13 protein-coding genes are annotated in these 15,553 nt (G+C 72.0%); 7 read left to right on the forward strand and 6 right to left on the reverse strand.

Annotation, left to right across the window (positions count from 1 at the left end; translation table 11 throughout):
* The first annotated feature begins 1 nt into the window (after position 1).
* Positions 2-532: a hypothetical protein gene (locus ACQP09_RS10045; protein WP_433397706.1), complete on the forward strand. Its 531-nt coding sequence runs from the start codon at positions 2-4 to the stop codon at positions 530-532.
* Between the two features lie 148 nt (positions 533-680).
* Here the strand turns inward: ACQP09_RS10045 and alc are convergent, their stop codons facing one another.
* The 5 genes from alc to ACQP09_RS10070 all read right to left on the reverse strand — a co-directional run bounded on the left by alc (position 681) and on the right by ACQP09_RS10070 (position 5,626).
* The gene (gene alc / locus ACQP09_RS10050; protein WP_433397708.1) at positions 681-1,835 is read right to left on the reverse strand and encodes an allantoicase; all 1,155 of its coding nucleotides are present in this window, start codon (positions 1,833-1,835) and stop codon (positions 681-683) included.
* 64 nt (positions 1,836-1,899) lie between these two features.
* A complete protein-coding gene (locus ACQP09_RS10055) occupies positions 1,900-2,811 on the reverse strand; it encodes a LysR family transcriptional regulator (RefSeq protein WP_433397710.1) in 912 nt (303 codons plus the stop codon).
* Between the two features lie 137 nt (positions 2,812-2,948).
* Positions 2,949-3,161, reverse strand: a complete 213-nt coding sequence (locus ACQP09_RS10060) for a hypothetical protein (protein WP_432149241.1) — start codon at positions 3,159-3,161, stop codon at positions 2,949-2,951.
* Positions 3,162-3,199: 38 nt separating this feature from the next.
* Positions 3,200-5,314, reverse strand: coding sequence for a 4-alpha-glucanotransferase (gene malQ, locus ACQP09_RS10065; RefSeq protein ID WP_433397712.1), 2,115 nt, complete (start codon positions 5,312-5,314; stop codon positions 3,200-3,202).
* Positions 5,315-5,626 (reverse strand): hypothetical protein, encoded by a 312-nt coding sequence (locus ACQP09_RS10070; RefSeq protein ID WP_356832299.1) that lies wholly within the window; start codon positions 5,624-5,626, stop codon positions 5,315-5,317. It lies immediately after the preceding gene.
* A 335-nt stretch (positions 5,627-5,961) separates the two neighbouring features.
* On the opposite strand from ACQP09_RS10070, the gene ACQP09_RS10075 reads away from it, so the two are divergent.
* On the forward strand, positions 5,962-8,946 hold the full coding sequence (locus ACQP09_RS10075) for a beta-N-acetylglucosaminidase domain-containing protein (RefSeq protein ID WP_433397714.1): 2,985 nt from the start codon (positions 5,962-5,964) through the stop codon (positions 8,944-8,946).
* Positions 8,947-8,975: 29 nt separating this feature from the next.
* Here ACQP09_RS10075 and ACQP09_RS10080 read toward each other — a convergent pair whose 3' ends face one another.
* Entirely contained in the window at positions 8,976-9,512 is a 537-nt protein-coding gene (locus tag ACQP09_RS10080; protein ID WP_031122726.1) for an HNH endonuclease, read from the reverse strand.
* A 315-nt stretch (positions 9,513-9,827) separates the two neighbouring features.
* Here ACQP09_RS10080 and ACQP09_RS10085 point away from each other — a divergent pair, with 315 nt between their 5' ends.
* The 5 genes from ACQP09_RS10085 (at position 9,828) to ACQP09_RS10105 (ending at position 15,551) form a co-directional block, all read left to right on the forward strand.
* Positions 9,828-10,898: a mechanosensitive ion channel family protein gene (locus tag ACQP09_RS10085; RefSeq protein ID WP_433397717.1), complete on the forward strand. Its 1,071-nt coding sequence runs from the start codon at positions 9,828-9,830 to the stop codon at positions 10,896-10,898.
* 177 nt (positions 10,899-11,075) lie between these two features.
* Entirely contained in the window at positions 11,076-12,281 is a 1,206-nt protein-coding gene (locus tag ACQP09_RS10090; RefSeq protein WP_433397719.1) for an ROK family transcriptional regulator, read from the forward strand.
* Between the two features lie 86 nt (positions 12,282-12,367).
* Positions 12,368-13,699: an ABC transporter substrate-binding protein gene (locus tag ACQP09_RS10095; RefSeq protein ID WP_433397721.1), complete on the forward strand. Its 1,332-nt coding sequence runs from the start codon at positions 12,368-12,370 to the stop codon at positions 13,697-13,699.
* 7 nt (positions 13,700-13,706) lie between these two features.
* Positions 13,707-14,648, forward strand: coding sequence for a carbohydrate ABC transporter permease (locus tag ACQP09_RS10100; RefSeq protein ID WP_433397723.1), 942 nt, complete (start codon positions 13,707-13,709; stop codon positions 14,646-14,648).
* A gap of 3 nt (positions 14,649-14,651) precedes the next feature.
* Positions 14,652-15,551, forward strand: a complete 900-nt coding sequence (locus tag ACQP09_RS10105) for a carbohydrate ABC transporter permease (protein WP_433397725.1) — start codon at positions 14,652-14,654, stop codon at positions 15,549-15,551.
* Positions 15,552-15,553: the final 2 nt, after the last annotated feature.

Below are 15,553 nucleotides of genomic sequence, written 5' to 3' on the forward strand. Positions count from 1 at the left end.
GATGCCCGGCTTCGCCGCCGTGCCGGTCGCGCTGGCGCTGTGCGCGGGTCTGCTGACGGGCCCGGCGGCCGAGCCCGCGCGCGCGGACTGCCGGGCCGGTCCGGCGGGCTGCTACGACCTCTACACGTACGGGTACGGCCTCGGGCTGCATCCGTTCACCGAGGCGCACGAGGTCCGCGAGCAGCTGACGGACCACTTCTGGCTCTTCCCGGTCAGCGGCGGCTGCCCGAGCCGGATCCGGGCCGGAGCCCGCTGCGAGCTGCTGGGCGGCAACCCGGTGGAGGTCGAGTACGTCGGGAACGACTTCTTCCAGATCAACACGCTGCCGGGCCACCAGCTCGGCAGCGGTATGCACATCCGCTTCGCCTTCTCCCGCTCCCTCGGCTTCCACTCCCTGACCGTCCACGCCTGGCAGGACCGGCCCACCGACTGCACGGGTGAGATGTTCTGCAACGCCGCGAACAGCGCGTTCGCGTGGGGCACCTGGCTGGTGCTGGCCACGACCCTGCGGTTCTCCGCGTACGTCGCCTGAACCGCGGGTCGTTCCCGAACCGCGGGGCGTTCCTGAACCGCGGGGCGTTCCTGAACCGCGGGGCGTTCCTGAACCGCGGGCCGTTGGAGACCGCCCGGCGGGCGGGCGCAGGAGCGCAGCCGTCCGCCGGGCGGAAACTGGGCGAGAGCTAGGCCCCGGACTCCTCGTAGCGGCGGGTCAGCTCGGCCGTGCCGGACTCCGTGAAGCCGCCGTGCAGCCGCATCCGGGCCACACCGCCGTCGGGGAAGGCGTCGAGGCGGACGTGGGTGACGACGGCCTGGGCGCGGAGCACGAAGCGGTGCAGGGTGTCGGGCTGGAGGCGGGTGCGCGGGATGATCTCGAACCACTCGCCGTTGTCGCCGTTGCGGCCCTGGAGGGCGATCCAGCCGGCGGAGTTGCCCTTGAGGTAGGCGGTGTCGATCTCGACCGCTCGGACCGCGCCCTGGGCCGGGAGGCGGAAGCGGACCCAGTCGTTGGTGTCGCGGACCCGGCGGCGGCGGTTCTCCCAGCCGTCGTCCATCTTGCGGGAAGTGCCGGGCAGGATGATCTGGGTGGGCGAGGAGTAGAAGCGGTCGGAGGCGTCCTCGTACGTACCGCCGTTGAGCACCGAGATCAGGTCGACCGTGCCGAGCGCGGCGATCCAGGCCGGGTCCGGGACGACCTCGCCGTGCACGCGGAGGCGGGCTATGCCGCCGTCGGGGTGCTGGCAGAGGCGGAGGTGGGTGTAGCGGCGGCCGCCGGTGATCTCGAAGGCGTTGGCCGCGTGGCCGCGTACGGGTGTGGGCGGCAGGATCTCCTCCCACTTCACGTCGTCGGCGAGCAGCTCCTCCGGGCTCGGGGCGCCATCGACGGCGGTGGCCTGCACCGATACGCGCTGGGGGTAGTTGCCGCGGAAGTGGGCGGTGTCCACGATCAGGCCGCGCACGATGCCGGGGGCGCCGAGGCGGACGATCGCCCAGTCGTGGTCCTCGGGGGCCGGGAAGGGGGTCTCGGCGCCCGCGCCACGGCGGCGGCGGGTCTCCCAGCCGTCCATGATCTTGCCCTTGTGGCCGAAGTGCTCGGGGTCGAAGACGGCGCGCTCACGCAGCAGGAGGTTCTCGCGCTCGGCGAAGAACTCGTCGTTGGCTGCGATCACACCGGCGCCGAGGCGGCGGTCGGCGAGGTCCACCAGCTCGGTGAAGGGCAGGTCGCCGGCCTCGCGGTAGTCGGCGTAGGGGTCGCCACCGCCGTAGGGCGCGGCGTCATTGGCGTGGGGATCGGTGTCGGAGTTCTGGAATGTGGTCTCGCTCGCGTCGAAGGTCATGGGCCTACCTTCGCGCGACCGGAACCATCAGGTCCATCGAAAGTTTTCGCAGATACTGTTCATCTCAACTGAACGATGCTGCTGCGTTCGTGAGTGCCGTGAGCACCCGGGCCACCGCCGGGCCGCTCTCCGCGCCGTGCCGGACCGCCGCCACCACATGGCGGCGCGGCTGGTCCGCCTCCAGGACCCGCATCACCACGCCTTCGCGGCGCTGTTCGCGGGAGGCCATCCGGGGGACGAGCGCGATGCCCATGCCCGCCTCGACCAGGGCGAGGATCGCGGTCCAGCCGGCGGCGCTGTGGGCCTGCTCGGGGACGAAGCCCGCCGCCTCGCAGGCCGCCGTGGTGATCTCGGACCACGGGCCCGAGCCGCCGAAGATCCAGCGGTCGGCGGCCAGGTCCGCGAGGCGCAGCGCGGGCGCGCCGGCCAGCGGATGGCCGGCCGGGAGCGCCACGTCCAGCGGGTCGGCGAGCAGCGGGAAGAGGGAGAAGCGCGGGTCGCGGGCGGTCGGGGCGTGCGCGGCCAGCGAGAGGGCCAGGTCCACCTCGCCCGCGGTGAGCAGCTCGTACGCCTGGGCCGCCTCGGCCTCCCGTACGCGTACGTCAGGTCCTGGCCAGTCCTCGGCGCGCAGGAGCCGCACGGCGGGGACGACGAGGGCGGGTACGGCGGTGGAGAAGGCGGCGACCCTGACCTCGCCGGCCTCGCCGCGCAAATAGCCGGTGAGTTCGGCGTCCGCCCGCTCCAGCTGGGCGAAGACCGCCTCGGCGTGGCGCAGGACCAGGTGGGCGGCGTCGGTGAGGCGGACCCGGCGGCCCTGCGGCTCCAGAAGCTCCACGCCGAGCTGCTTGGCCAGGTTGGTGAGCTGCTGGGAGACGGCGGAGGGGGTCATCAGGAGCGCCTCGGCGGTCGCCGTGACCGTGCCGTGGTCGCGCAGGGTGCGCAGGATGCGGAGCTTCTTGACGTCCCACTCGGTCATGGCCGCAACCTACCCGGTGGGACCGCCGGTGCCGAAGGCGCGGACGAGCCGCCCGGACGCGCCGATGAACCGCCCGGACACGCCGATGCGCCGCGCGGTAGGTCCTACCGGCGGCGCATCCTGCGTACGGGTGCGGGTCAGACCTGCTTCTTGGACTTGTCCAGGACCATGACCAGGGCCGTGATCACCAGGAACAGGGCGATGGGCGCGATGACGTAGAGGCCGATGGTCTCCATCGCGCTGAGGCCCGGACCCGGGTCGTCACCGTCGTCGCGGGTGTACGCCAGAGCCGGGGCCGACATGAGCAGCATCATCAGCGTCGTCCCGGCCGCAACGACGCCGGCGCGCATTCCGTTCTTCTTGTCCACGGTGCCAACGTAGCGAACGGCTAGCGGGGGCGCGCGCCCGGGGGTGCCGTACGGGCCTTCGCGGGCCGCAGGACCTCCATCAGACCGTGCAGCCGGGGCGAGGCGGCGATCTCCTCCAGGGTGACGGGGTGGCCGTCCGGGTCGGCGATGGGCAGCCGCCAGTTGGGGTACTGGTCCCAGGTGCCGGGGAGGTTCTGCGGGCGGCGGTCGCCGACGGTGTCGGGGAGCCAGATGCCGGTCATCCGGGCGGGGGTGGCGCGCAGGAAGCGGTGGACGGCGCGGACGGCCGCCTCCTCGTTGCCGTCGCCCTCCGGGAGCATCCGCAGCCGGGCGAGGAGGGCCAGCCACTCGGCGGTGGAGGTGACGTCCTCGGTGAGCTCCTCCTCCAGCGGCCGGGTGAGCAGGCCGAGGCGGTGGCGGAGCGTCACATGGTCGCCGGTCAGCCGGGCGGCGGTGGAGGGCAGGTCGTGGGTGGTGGCGGTGGCGAGGCAGTCGCGCCGCCACTTCTCGGGGGCGAGCGGGCGGCCGTCGCCGTCCCAGTCGCGCTCGAACCAGAGCACGGAGGTGCCGAGCACGCCGCGCCGGGCGAGCGCCTCGCGGACGCCGGGCTCGACGGTGCCGAGGTCCTCGCCGACGACGGCGGAACCGGCGCGGTGGGCCTCCAGGACGAGGACGGCGAGCATCGCCTCGGCGTCGTACGCGACGTACGTGCCGTCGGTCGGCGGTCTCCCTTCCGGCACCCACCAGAGCCGGAAGAGGCCCATGACGTGGTCGATGCGCAGCGCGCCCGCGTGGGCCAGGAGGCCGCGCAGCAGGCCGCGGAAGGCGGCGTAACCGGTGGCGGCGAGGACGTCGGGGCGCCAGGGCGGCAGGCCCCAGTCCTGGCCGCGCGCGTTGAAGGCGTCCGGGGGCGCGCCGACGGACATGCCGTGGGCGAAGGCGTCCTGCTGGGACCAGGTGTCGGCGCCCGCCGGGTGCACGCCGACGGCCAGGTCGTGGACGATGCCGACCTCCATCCCGGCGTCCTCGGCGGCCCGCTGGGCGTCGGCGAGCTGGGTGGCGGTGAGCCAGGCGAGGCGGCAGTGGAGGTCGACCCGGTCCAGCAGCCCGGAGCGGGCGCGGGCGGTCGCCGCCGAGCGGGGGTCGCGCAGCGGCTCGGGCCAGGCGTGCCAGTCGGGCCCGTGCACCTCGGCGAGCGCGCACCACAGGGCGTGGTCCTCCAGCGCCTGGCCCTGCTCGGCCAGGAAGTCGCAGTAGGCGGCGCGGCGGCCCGGGGTGAGCGGGACCTCGGCGATCAGCTCCAAGGCCTGCCGTTTCAGCTCCCAGACGGCGTCCCGGTCGATCAGGGCGCCTTTGTTGAGCACGGCCTCGCTGAGCGCGGCGGCGTCCTGGTGGAGGTCCTCCAGGGTGGTGCGGTCGCGGACGTGCCCGTACTCCGGGATCGATTCGACGTGCAGGTGCACGGGGTCGGGGAAGCGGCGCGAGGAGGGGCGGTACGGCGAGGGGTCGGTGGGCTTCCCGGGAACGGCCGCGTGCAACGGGTTGACCTGGACGAACCCGGAGCCGAGGGTGCGCCCGGACCAGGCGGCGAGGTCGGCCAGGTCCCCGAGGTCGCCCATGCCCCAGGAGCGGGCGGAGAGCAGGGAGTAGAGCTGGACCAGGAAGCCGTGGGTCCGCTCGGGCGGCTGCGGGACCCGGGCCGGGGCGACGACCAGGGTGGCGCTCGCCTCGTGGTGGTCGGGCGTACGGACGTGGAGGCGGTGGATGCCGTACGGAGGCTGGGTCCAGCCGGCGGGGGCGGGGGGCTCGGCGGGCTCACCCTCAAAGGCAGCGGAGGCATCGACGGCCCCGGCCGCCGGCTCCGGCTCGACCGTGATGGTCGAGCCGGGCGGCAGTCCGGTCAGCGTGGGCGGCAGCGGCTCACCGGCCCAGACCACCACGGTCGGCGGCAGCAGGCGCGAGCGGGACTCCGCGGCGACGAGTGACCTCCGTACGTCCTCCGGAGTGCCGGCGTCCACGCCCAGCGCGGCGAGCACGGCGATGACCGTGTCGTCGGGGACGGACACCGTGACATCCGGGGACGGGGAGTAGGAGGTGGCGACACCGTGCAGTGCGGCGAGCCGGGACAAGCCCATTCAGACTCCTGGGAACTCCATGCCCCCTGCGGTGCCGGGTGCGGTCGGCTCGCTGGTCAGAGGGGCGACGGCGGCGAGCGGAGGCTCGCTCGTGAGAGGGGTGGCATCGGCGAGCGGAGGCTCGCTGGTCAGCGGTGCGGCATCGGGATACGAGGATTCACCGAGCAGGAGGGAGACATCGGCGAGCGGCGGCCCGCTGATCAGGTGGGCGACATCGGCGAGCGGCAGGCCGCTGGTGAGAGGTGCGGGATCGGCTTGGGCGGGTACCTGTTTGGAGAGGGCGGAGAGCAGAAGCTGCGCGGATGCGGGCATGGTGGCCTCCTGGCCGTGGAGAACAGGACCCTGAGGACCTACCCAGACCTGGCATGCGCAGACCTGGACGTGACCTACCCGTCATACATGGCCTACATGGCGTCATGACGGCGTACACCTTCGGACAACGAGCCCAACGTGCTCCGGGTCACATTCCGTTCCCCCGTACGGCAGGTATGGACCGTTTTCAGCCATTCCCATGGACCACACCTGTCCCATCAGGCGCGAAGGCGCCACTATTCCCGGCAAATCCGACAGAACAGCCATGTGCATTGACACCCTCGCGCCCGGGTGGTGGGCTCGGACCTCACTCAGGCCTTCAGAGGGAGCGCGACGTGCGGTTCGGGCGCAGAAAGCAGGCCACAGCCGTGGCCGTCGCCGTGATCGGTGGGCTGCTGAGCCCCTTCGCACCGGCCGCCACAGCCGCCCCCGCCGACCCCGGCAAACCGCCCGCCACCTCGCCCGACCGCGCCGCCGACGCACAGCCGCCCGCCGTCTGGCCGCGGCCGCAGACCATCCGGGCCACCGGTCCGGCCCTGCCGCTCTCCACCGAGGCCACCGTCGTCGCCGCGCCGGACGCCGATCCGTACGCCGTGGCGGAGCTCCGCTCGCTGCTGCGCGCGGCCGGGGTCACCACCCTCCACGAGAGCCTGCCGGGCCGCGGACCGCTGATCCGGGCCGGCGGACCGGGCGCCGGCGAGGCGCTGCGGGCGCTGCGCGCTCCCGACCGCGCCGACCTGCCCACCGGCGGCTACCGGATCGCGTCCGGCAAGGTCGCCGGGCGCGCCACCGTGGCGCTGGACGGGCTCGGTGAGGACGGCTTGTTCCATGCGGTCCAGACCCTGCGGCAGTTGGTGAGCGGCGGCGCGGTGGCCAGGGTCGTGGTGCGGGACTGGCCGGGCACGGCCGTACGCGGCATGGCGGAGGGGTTCTACGGACAGCCCTGGACCCAGGAGGAGCGGCTCGCGCAGCTCGCCTTCATGGGCCGCACCAAGCAGAACCGGTACCTCTACGCGGCGGGCGACGACCCCTACCGGCTGGCCCGGTGGCGCGAGCCGTACCCGGCCGAGCGGCGGGCCGACTTCCGGGAGCTGGCGCGGAAGGCGGAGGCCGAGCACGTCACCCTCGGCTGGGCCCTCTCGCCGGGCCAGGCGATGTGCATGGCCTCCGACCAGGACGTGCGGGCGCTGACGAAGAAGATCGACGCGATGTGGGCACTGGGCGTGCGGGTCTTCCAGCTCCAGTTCCAGGACGTCAGCTACAGCGAGTGGCACTGCGACCTGGACGCGGAGACGTTCGGCAACGGGCCCGAGGCGGCGGCCCGCGCGCAGGCGAAGGTGGCCGGGGCGGTGGCGCGCCACCTGGAGGAGCGCCATCCGGACGCGGCACCGCTCTCGGTGCTGCCGACGGAGTTCTACCAGGACGGGGCGACCGAGTACCGCACGGCGCTCGCCGCCGAGCTGGACGACCGGGTGCAGGTGGCCTGGACGGGCGTCGGGGTCGTACCGAAGAAGATCACCGGGGGTGAGCTGGCCGGGGCGCGGGCCGCGTTCCGCCATCCGCTGGTGACGATGGACAACTACCCGGTCAACGACTACGCCCAGGACCGGATCTTCCTCGGGCCGTACACCGGCCGGGATCCGGCGGTGGCGAGCGGTTCGGCGGCGCTGCTGGCCAACGCGATGGAGCAGGCGTCCGCCTCCCGTATCCCGCTCTTCACCGCCGCCGACTTCGCCTGGAACCCGAAGGGGTACCGCGCGGACGAGTCCTGGCGGGCGGCGATCGACGACCTGGCGGGCGGCGACGCGTCGGCCCGGGAGGCGCTGTCGGCGCTGGCGGGCAACAGCGCGGACTCGGTGCTCGGCTCGGCGGAGTCGGCGTACCTCCAGCCGCTGTTCGCCGCGTTCTGGCAGTCCCGGGCGGCCGCCGCGCCGGTACGCGACCGGGCGGCGCGCGAGCTGCGGGCGGCCTTCACCGTGATGCGGCAGACCCCGGACCGGCTCGCCACGCCCGCCGACGGCCGCCTGGCCGACGAGGTGCGCCCGTGGACCGAGCAGCTGGCCCGCTACGGCCACGCCGGTGAGCTGGCCGTGGACCTGCTCCAGGCCCAGGCGGCCGGCGACGGGGCGGGCGCCTGGCGGGGCCGGCTGGCGCTGGAGCCGCTGCGCGAGGAGATCGCGGCGCAGAAGGCGACCGTCGGCAAGGGCGTGCTCGACCCGTTCCTGGACCGGGCCGAGAAGACCGCCGACGGCTGGAACGGCGTCGACCGCCCGGCCGGCCGGGTCACCAAGGACGCGCACAGCTATACGGTCCGCCTGGAGCGGGCCCGTCCGGTGGAGGCCGTGACGGCGCTCGCCGAGCCGGGGCCGGATCTGGCCGGCGCGGTGGTGGAGGCCCACGTTCCGGGCGAGGGCTGGCGGGCGCTGGGCCGGCTGTCGCCGAGCGGCTGGACCCAGACCGCCGCGAAGGGGCTGCGCGCCGATGCGGTACGGGTCGCCGTGCCCGAGTCCGCCCGGACCGCGCCCCCGTCGTACCTGAGCCCCAGCCTGCCGCCGTCGCCCGCGATCCCGGCGGGCGCGCCACGGCTGCGCGCGCTGGTGCCGTGGTTCGGGGACGAGCCGGACGCGGTGCTCGACCTGGCGCACGGCGAGACGGACGCGGAGATCGGCGGCGAGCCGCAGCGGGTGGCGGCGCGGCTGGCCGGGCGGCGTCCGGCCGAGGTGAAGGGCAAGCTGACCGCGAAGGCGCCCAAGGGCATCGAGGTGCGGGTCCCGAAGCAGACGACCGTGCCGCGCGGGTCCCGTACCGAAGTGCCGGTGGACATCACCGTTCCGGCGGACACCCCGGCGGGTGAGTACGAGGTGCCGCTGACCTTCGGCGGCCAGGAGTCCACGCTGACCGTGCGGGCCTTCCCCCGGACCGGCGGCCCGGATCTGGTGCGTACGGCCACGGCCTCCTCCTCCGCCGACGAGACCCCGGGCTTCCCAGCGTCCGCCGCCTCGGACGGCGATCCGGAGACCCGGTGGTCCTCGCCGGTGGAGGACGGCGCGTGGTGGCAGGCCGAACTCCCGCAGCCGGTGCGGCTGGGACAGGTGGTGCTGTCCTGGCAGGACGCGTACGCCTCCGCCTACCGCATACAGACCTCCGCCGACGGTCGCACCTGGCGCACCGCCGCGACCGTCCGGGAGGGCCGGGGCGGGCGCGAGTCGGTGCGGATGGACGCGAAGGACACCCGGTTCATCCGGGTGCAGGGCGAGGCGCGGGCCACGCAGTACGGCTACTCGCTCTGGTCGGTGGAGGCGTACGCGGTCGCGGAGTGAGCCGTACGGCGGACGACGAAGGCCCGGTCTCAGGCGGAAACGCCGTCGATCCGGGCCATCACGTCGTCCGCGCCGAACGGTTGCAAATACGGCAGCCAGCGCGGGTCGCGGTGTCCGGTCCCGATGATCCGCCAGGCCAGCCCGGTCGGCGGGGCCGGCTGGTGGCGCAGTCTCCAGCCGAGCTCGGGGAGGTGGCGGTCGGCCTTGACGTGGTTGCAGCGGCGGCAGGCGGCCACCACGTTGTCCCAGGCGTGCTGTCCACCGCGGCTGCGCGGAATGACGTGGTCGACGCTGGTCGCGGCGGCCCCGCAGTACATGCAGCGCCCTCCGTCCCGGGCGAACAGCGCCCGGCGCGTCAGAGGAACGGGCCCCCGGTAGGGGACCCGGACGAAACGCTTGAGCCGGACCACGCTGGGAGCGGGCACGGCACGGGTGGCACTGTGCAGGAAGGCGCCGGTCTCCTCCAGGCAGATGGCCTTGTTTTCGAGGACGAGGACGAGCGCGCGGCGGAGCGGTACGACGCCGAGCGGCTCGTACGACGCGTTGAGAACCAGGACGTGCGGCACGGTGGATGCCTCCTTGTACGCCGGCGGCGCGTGGCTCGCGCCGGGACGATCCGATCTCAGTCTCTCCTCATGCCTGGTCAAAGCGCCACCACGTACGGGTAACGGGCCGAGAGGATTTTTCTCACCCTCCGGCGCGACGGGCGCCCGCCGTGCTCGTCGGAGGTGTCTCACCAGGGCGGCGTCACGCGCTGTGCGATCGGCCACAGCACACCTGTTCCCGGTGAGACCCGTCTCTCCTCCGAGGACGGCAACGATCCACTCCCCCGGCTTCGTTACTGTTATCGGTCAGCCGTCGTCCCTCTGGAGGTCCCCGCCGTGCACCTGTCCGCCCTGTTGGCCGCAGCCCCGTCACCCGAGCCGGGCGGCTCGCTTGAGGAAGCCGCCGAGCAGGCCGGGAACGCCGCGGGATGGGTCGAGGAGAACTGGTCCACCTGGCTGAGCACCGGTCTGCGGATCCTGCTGATCGTGGCCGTGGCGATCACGCTGCGCTATCTGATCCGGCGCGCCCTGACCAACCTGATCGACCGGATGAACCGCAGCGCCCAGGCGGTGGAGGGCACGGCGCTCGGCGGTCTGCTGGTGAACGCGGAGCGCAGACGTCAGCGCTCGGAGGCGATCGGCTCGGTCCTGCGGTCGGTGGCCTCCTTCGTGATCATGGGAACGGCCGCGCTGATGGTGCTGGGCGCCTTCAAGATCAACCTCGCGCCCCTGCTCGCCTCCGCCGGTGTGGCCGGTGTGGCGCTCGGTTTCGGCGCCCGCAACCTGGTCACGGACTTCCTCTCCGGCGTCTTCATGATCCTGGAGGACCAGTACGGGGTCGGCGACACGGTGGACGCGGGGGTGGCCTCCGGTGAGGTCATCGAGGTGGGCCTGCGGGTCACCAAGCTGCGCGGCGACAACGGCGAGATCTGGTACGTCCGCAACGGTGAGGTCAAGCGGATCGGCAACCTCAGCCAGGGCTGGTCCACCGCCGGCGTCGACGTCACCGTTCGCCCGACGGAGAACCTGGAGCACGTCCGCGAGGCGATCACCACCGCCGCCGAGACCATGGCCAAGGAAGAGCCCTGGTCGGAGCGGCTCTGGGGCCCGGTGGAGGTGCTCGGCCTGGACGCGGTCCTGCTGGACTCCATGACGGTCCGGGTCACCGCGAAGACGATGCCGGGCAAGTCGGTGGGCGTCGAGCGCGAGCTGCGCTGGCGCATCAAGCAGGCGCTGGACGACGCGGGCATCCGCATGATCGGCGCGGTGCCGCTCCAGACGGACGGCGAGTCCACGGCGGACCCGACGGCGGCGATGGCGGCCCCGTCGGCGTACGCGTCGGCCACCTCGCCGCAGTCGCTGGCCGCGACGCCGATACCGCCGCCGGCGACGAACCTGAACAAGTAGCTCCCGCTCACGGAAGCCCCCGGCAGCCCCAGGAGGGTGGCCGGGGGCTTTCGCGTGCGCGGTAACGCTTTCGTTGCCGGACGGGCGCTTCCCATTGACGCCCCGGTGGCCCGCGTCCTACCGTCTCCCTGAATAGGAAAGTTTCCTAACAGAGTCGACGAGGGTGGGGCATCCACGATGACGGGAACCACACCGGGCACCCCCCGGGTGCTGCGGGCCATGAACGACCGCGCCGCCCTCGATCTGCTGCTGGAGCACGGCCCCCTCTCACGCACCCGGATCGGCAAGCTGACCGGCCTCTCCAAGCCCACCGCGTCCCAGCTCCTGGCCCGGCTGGAGGCGGCCGGTCTGGTCGTCGCCACCGGGACCAGTGAGGGGCGGCCCGGGCCCAACGCGCAGCTCTACACCGTCAACGCGCGCGCCGCCCATGTCGCCGGGCTCGATGTGAACGAGCGGCGCATCGTCGCCGCCGTGGCAGACGTGACCGGGGCGGAGGTCGGGCAGTTCGAGCTGGCGACACCGGGCCGGCGCGCCGACAGCGTGGTGCGGCAGGTGGCGGACGCGCTGGACGGGGCGACGAAGGAGGCCGGGCTGACCCGCGCCGACCTCCACCGGGTCGTCATCGGCACCCCGGGCGCCTTCGACCCGGGCACCGGGCGGCTGCGGTACGCCTCGCACCTGCCCGGCTGGCACTCCCCCACCCTCCTGGAGGAGCTGGCCGCGTCGCTGCCGATGCCGGTGGAGTACGAGAACGACGTCAACCTGGTCGCCGTGGCCGAGCAGCGCCTCGGTGCGGCCCGCGGCCACGAGGACTTCGTGCTGCTCTGGAACGAGGAGGGCCTCGGCGCCGCCCTCGTCATCAACGGGCGCCTGCACCGCGGCTTCACCGGCGGCGCGGGCGAGGTCGGCTTCCTGCCGGTGCCCGGGACCCCTCTCGTACGCCAGGTCGTGAAGGCCAACAGCGGCGGCTTCCAGGAGCTGGCGGGCGCCCAGGCGGTGCCCCGGCTCGCGAAGGCGCTCGGCATCGACACACCGCAGCAGCCGTACGCCGAGGCCGCCGCCACTCTGCTTGAGCGGGCGGCCGCCGCGTACGAGCGGGACGACGCGCTCACCGAGCTGCTGCGCCAGTACGCCCACCGGCTCGCCACCGGCCTCGCCTCCGTCACCGCCGTCCTGGACCCCGGGCTCATCGTGCTCTCCGGCGGTGCGGTCGCGGCGGGCGGCGAGGTCCTGCGCTCCCTGATCCAGTCCGAACTGGCCGAACTCGCCGCCTCCCGGCCCCGGCTGGTCGTCGGCGAGATCGACCGCACCCCGGTGCTGCGCGGCGCCCTGGAGAGGGCGCTCGCCGACACCCGCGACGAAGTGTTCGACACCTCGCGCTGAGCCCGCCCCTTCCCCCGTACCTGCTGTCTGCCTCTCTCCCCTGTCCCTGCCGTCTGCCTCTCTTCCCCGTACCTGGGAGTTTCGTCATGCGCACAAGCCGTCTCACCGCCACCGCTGTCGCCGTCGCCGCGATATCGGTGGTCGCCACCGCGTGTACCGGCCAGTCGGAGGCCGGAGCCACCGACGACCCGAAGGCGAGGACGACGATCAACTTCTGGCACGGCTGGAGCTCGCCCGCCGAGGTCAAGGCCGTCCAGGACAACATCGACCGGTTCGAGAAGGCCCACCCGAACATCACGGTGAAGGTCTCCGGCAACATCAACGACGACAAGCTCAACCAGGCGCTGCGCGCGGGCGGTTCGAACGGGCCGGACGTCGTCTCCTCCTTCACCACCGCCAACGTCGGCAAGTTCTGCTCGTCCGGTGCCTTCGCCGACCTCAAGCCGTTCATCGAGAAGTCGAAGCTCGACCTGGAGAAGACGTTCCCGAAGGTCCTCCTGGACTACACCCAGTTCGAGGGCAAGCGCTGCGCCCTGCCGCTGCTCACGGACGCCTACGGCCTCTACTACAACAAGGACGCCTTCAAGAAGGCCGGGATCACCGCTCCGCCGAAGACGATGTCCGAGCTGGCGAGCGTGGCGAAGAAGCTGACGGTCGAGAAGGGCGACACCTACCAGCAGCTCGGCTTCATGCCGAACTTCCACGGCTACGAGACCGTCGTCAGCCACTACATGCCCTCGTGGGACCACACCTACTTCGACGAGAACGGCAAGTCCAACATCGCCGAGGACCCGGCGTTCGCGAAGATGTTCACGTACCAGAAGAAGCTCGTGGAGACGCTCGGCGGCTACGCGAAGCTGGAGAAGTACCGCTCCACCTTCGGTGACGAGTGGGGCGCCAAACACCCCTTCCACACCGGCCAGGTGGCCATGCAGCTGGACGGCGAGTGGCGGCTCGGGATGGCCGAGGACGCGGGGGCGGACTTCGAGATCGGCGTCGCGCCGATGCCCGTCGCGGACGACGAGGCGGACAGCTACGGCAAGGGCTACCTCTCCGGCACCATCGTGGGCATCGCTCCGGCCAGCCAGAAGCAGAACGCCGCGTGGGAGCTGGTGAAGTACATGACCACCGACACGGAGGCGGTCGTCAACTTCTCCAACGGCATCCGGAACGTGCCCTCCACCCTGGCGGCGCTGAAGTCTCCCGACCTGAAGTTCGACCCGCGCTTCCGGACCTTCCTGGACATCGCCCAGCACCCGAAGTCCAGCACCTCGGACGGGGCCGTCAACGGCTCCGCGTACCAGCTGACCCTCCAGGACTTCGGCTACCAGTACGAGAAGGGCGCGGTGAAGGACCTCCAGGCCGGTCTGGAGAAGACCGCGAAGCAGATCGACACCGACATCGCCAGGGCCAAGTAGCCCGCCGATGACGACGCACACACTCCGCTCCAAGCGCCGCAGGTCGGCGCTGCGGAACGCGGCCTTCATGTCGCCGTGGCTGATCGGGTTCTCGGTCTTCTTCGCGTACCCGATGGTCTCGACGGTCTACTTCTCCTTCACGTCGTACGACGGGTTCGGCGCGCCGGTCTTCAACGGGCTGACGAACTGGACGTACGTCTTCCAGGACTATCCGATGTTCTGGCCGTCCCTGTGGAACACGCTCTGGCTGGTGGTCGTCATGGTCACCTGCCGGGTCGTCTTCGGCCTCGGGATCGGCCTGCTGATCACCAAGATCAAGACAGGCACGGGTGTCTTCCGGACGCTGTTCTACCTGCCGTACCTGGCCCCGCCGGTCGCCGCGACGCTCGCCTTCGTCTTCCTCCTCAACCCCGGCACCGGGCCGGTCAACGCGATCCTGGGCGACCTGGGGCTGCCGACGCCCGGCTGGTTCAACGACGCCACCTGGTCCAAGCCGGCGCTCACCATGCTCGCGGTCTGGGGCATCGGGGACCTGATGGTCATCTTCATGGCCTCGCTGCTGGACGTGCCGACCGAGCAGTACGAGGCGGCCGAGCTGGACGGCGCCTCCGCCTGGCAGAAGTTCCGCTTCGTGACCCTGCCGAACATCTCGCCGATCGTGCTGTTCGCCGTGGTGACGGGCGTCATCCAGGCCATGCAGTACTACACCCAGCCGCTGGTGGCCGGAAAGGTCGCCTCCGGGGTCATCGGCGGCTCAGGACAGTCCTTCGAACCCGGCTATCCCGACAAGTCGACACTCACGCTCCCTCAGCTCGTCTACAACCTCGGCTTCCAGCGCTTCGACTACGGCGCCGCCTGTGTCGTCGCCCTCATCCTGTTCGCCCTGGCCATGGCCTTCACCGCGCTGCTCATGCGGGGCCGCAACAACCTGATCCAGGCCGGTGACTGAGCCATGACCCAACTCCTCGACAAACCCGGCGCACTCCCTAGAGGGGATGCGCCCACGCCCGCCGCGCGCACCGCACGCCGTAAGGCGCTGCTGCACTGGATCGCCGTCCACTCGCTCGGGATCGCCGCCGCGCTCTTCTTCGTGCTGCCGTTCGTCTTCGTGGTGCTCACCTCGCTGATGAGCGACCAACAGGCGCTGACGCGTGACCTCACACCCAACACCTGGGAGTGGGGCAACTACGAGAGGGTCTTCAACACTCCGGGCTTCCTTGTCTGGTGGCGCAACACCCTCTTGTACGCGGGACTCGGCACCGTCCTGACCGTCGTGTCGTCGATCCCCGTGGCGTACGCGCTGGCGAAGTTCCGCTTCCGGGGCCGCAAGCTCTCCCTGATGCTCGTCATCTCCATGATGATGCTGCCGCCGCAGGTCGTGATCATCCCCATGTACCTGTTCTGGGCGAAGCAGATGGACCTCTCCGGCTCCCTGTGGCCGCTGATCATCCCGATGGCCTTCGGTGACGCGTTCTCCATCTTCCTGCTGCGGCAGTTCCTTCTGACCATCCCGAACGAGTACCTGGACGCCGCCAAGGTGGACGGGTGCGGTGAGTTCCGCACCTTGATGAAGGTCGTCCTGCCGATGGCCAAGCCCGGCATCGCGGCCATCGCGCTCTTCCAGTTCTTCGCCGCCTGGAACGACTACTTCGGACCGCAGATCTACGCCTCCGAGAACCCGGCCGCCTGGACGCTCAGTTACGGCCTGGAATCCTTCAAAGGCGCGCACCACACCGACTGGAACCTGACCATGGCCGCGACCGTTCTGGTCATGGCCCCCGTGATCGCCGTCTTCTTCTTCGCTCAGAAGGCATTCGTCGAGGGCGTCACACTGACCGGAGTAAAGGGCTGACA

Source organism: Streptomyces sp. CA-146814 (assembly GCF_050942385.1).
Classification (GTDB): Bacteria; Actinomycetota; Actinomycetes; order Streptomycetales; family Streptomycetaceae; genus Streptomyces.

Bases quoted from the DNA above. Each gene is read 5' to 3' on its own strand.
- ACQP09_RS10045 (WP_433397706.1), top strand. From the start codon at position 2: ATGCCCGGCTTCGCCGCCGTGCCGGTCGCGCTGGCGCTGTGCGCGGGT.
- alc (WP_433397708.1), bottom strand. From the start codon at position 1,835: ATGACCTTCGACGCGAGCGAGACCACATTCCAGAACTCCGACACCGAT.
- ACQP09_RS10055 (WP_433397710.1), bottom strand. From the start codon at position 2,811: ATGACCGAGTGGGACGTCAAGAAGCTCCGCATCCTGCGCACCCTGCGC.
- ACQP09_RS10060 (WP_432149241.1), bottom strand. From the start codon at position 3,161: ATGCGCGCCGGCGTCGTTGCGGCCGGGACGACGCTGATGATGCTGCTC.
- malQ (WP_433397712.1), bottom strand. From the start codon at position 5,314: ATGGGCTTGTCCCGGCTCGCCGCACTGCACGGTGTCGCCACCTCCTAC.
- ACQP09_RS10070 (WP_356832299.1), bottom strand. From the start codon at position 5,626: ATGCCCGCATCCGCGCAGCTTCTGCTCTCCGCCCTCTCCAAACAGGTA.
- ACQP09_RS10090 (WP_433397719.1), top strand. From the start codon at position 11,076: ATGACGGGAACCACACCGGGCACCCCCCGGGTGCTGCGGGCCATGAAC.
- ACQP09_RS10095 (WP_433397721.1), top strand. From the start codon at position 12,368: ATGCGCACAAGCCGTCTCACCGCCACCGCTGTCGCCGTCGCCGCGATA.
- ACQP09_RS10100 (WP_433397723.1), top strand. From the start codon at position 13,707: ATGACGACGCACACACTCCGCTCCAAGCGCCGCAGGTCGGCGCTGCGG.
- ACQP09_RS10105 (WP_433397725.1), top strand. From the start codon at position 14,652: ATGACCCAACTCCTCGACAAACCCGGCGCACTCCCTAGAGGGGATGCG.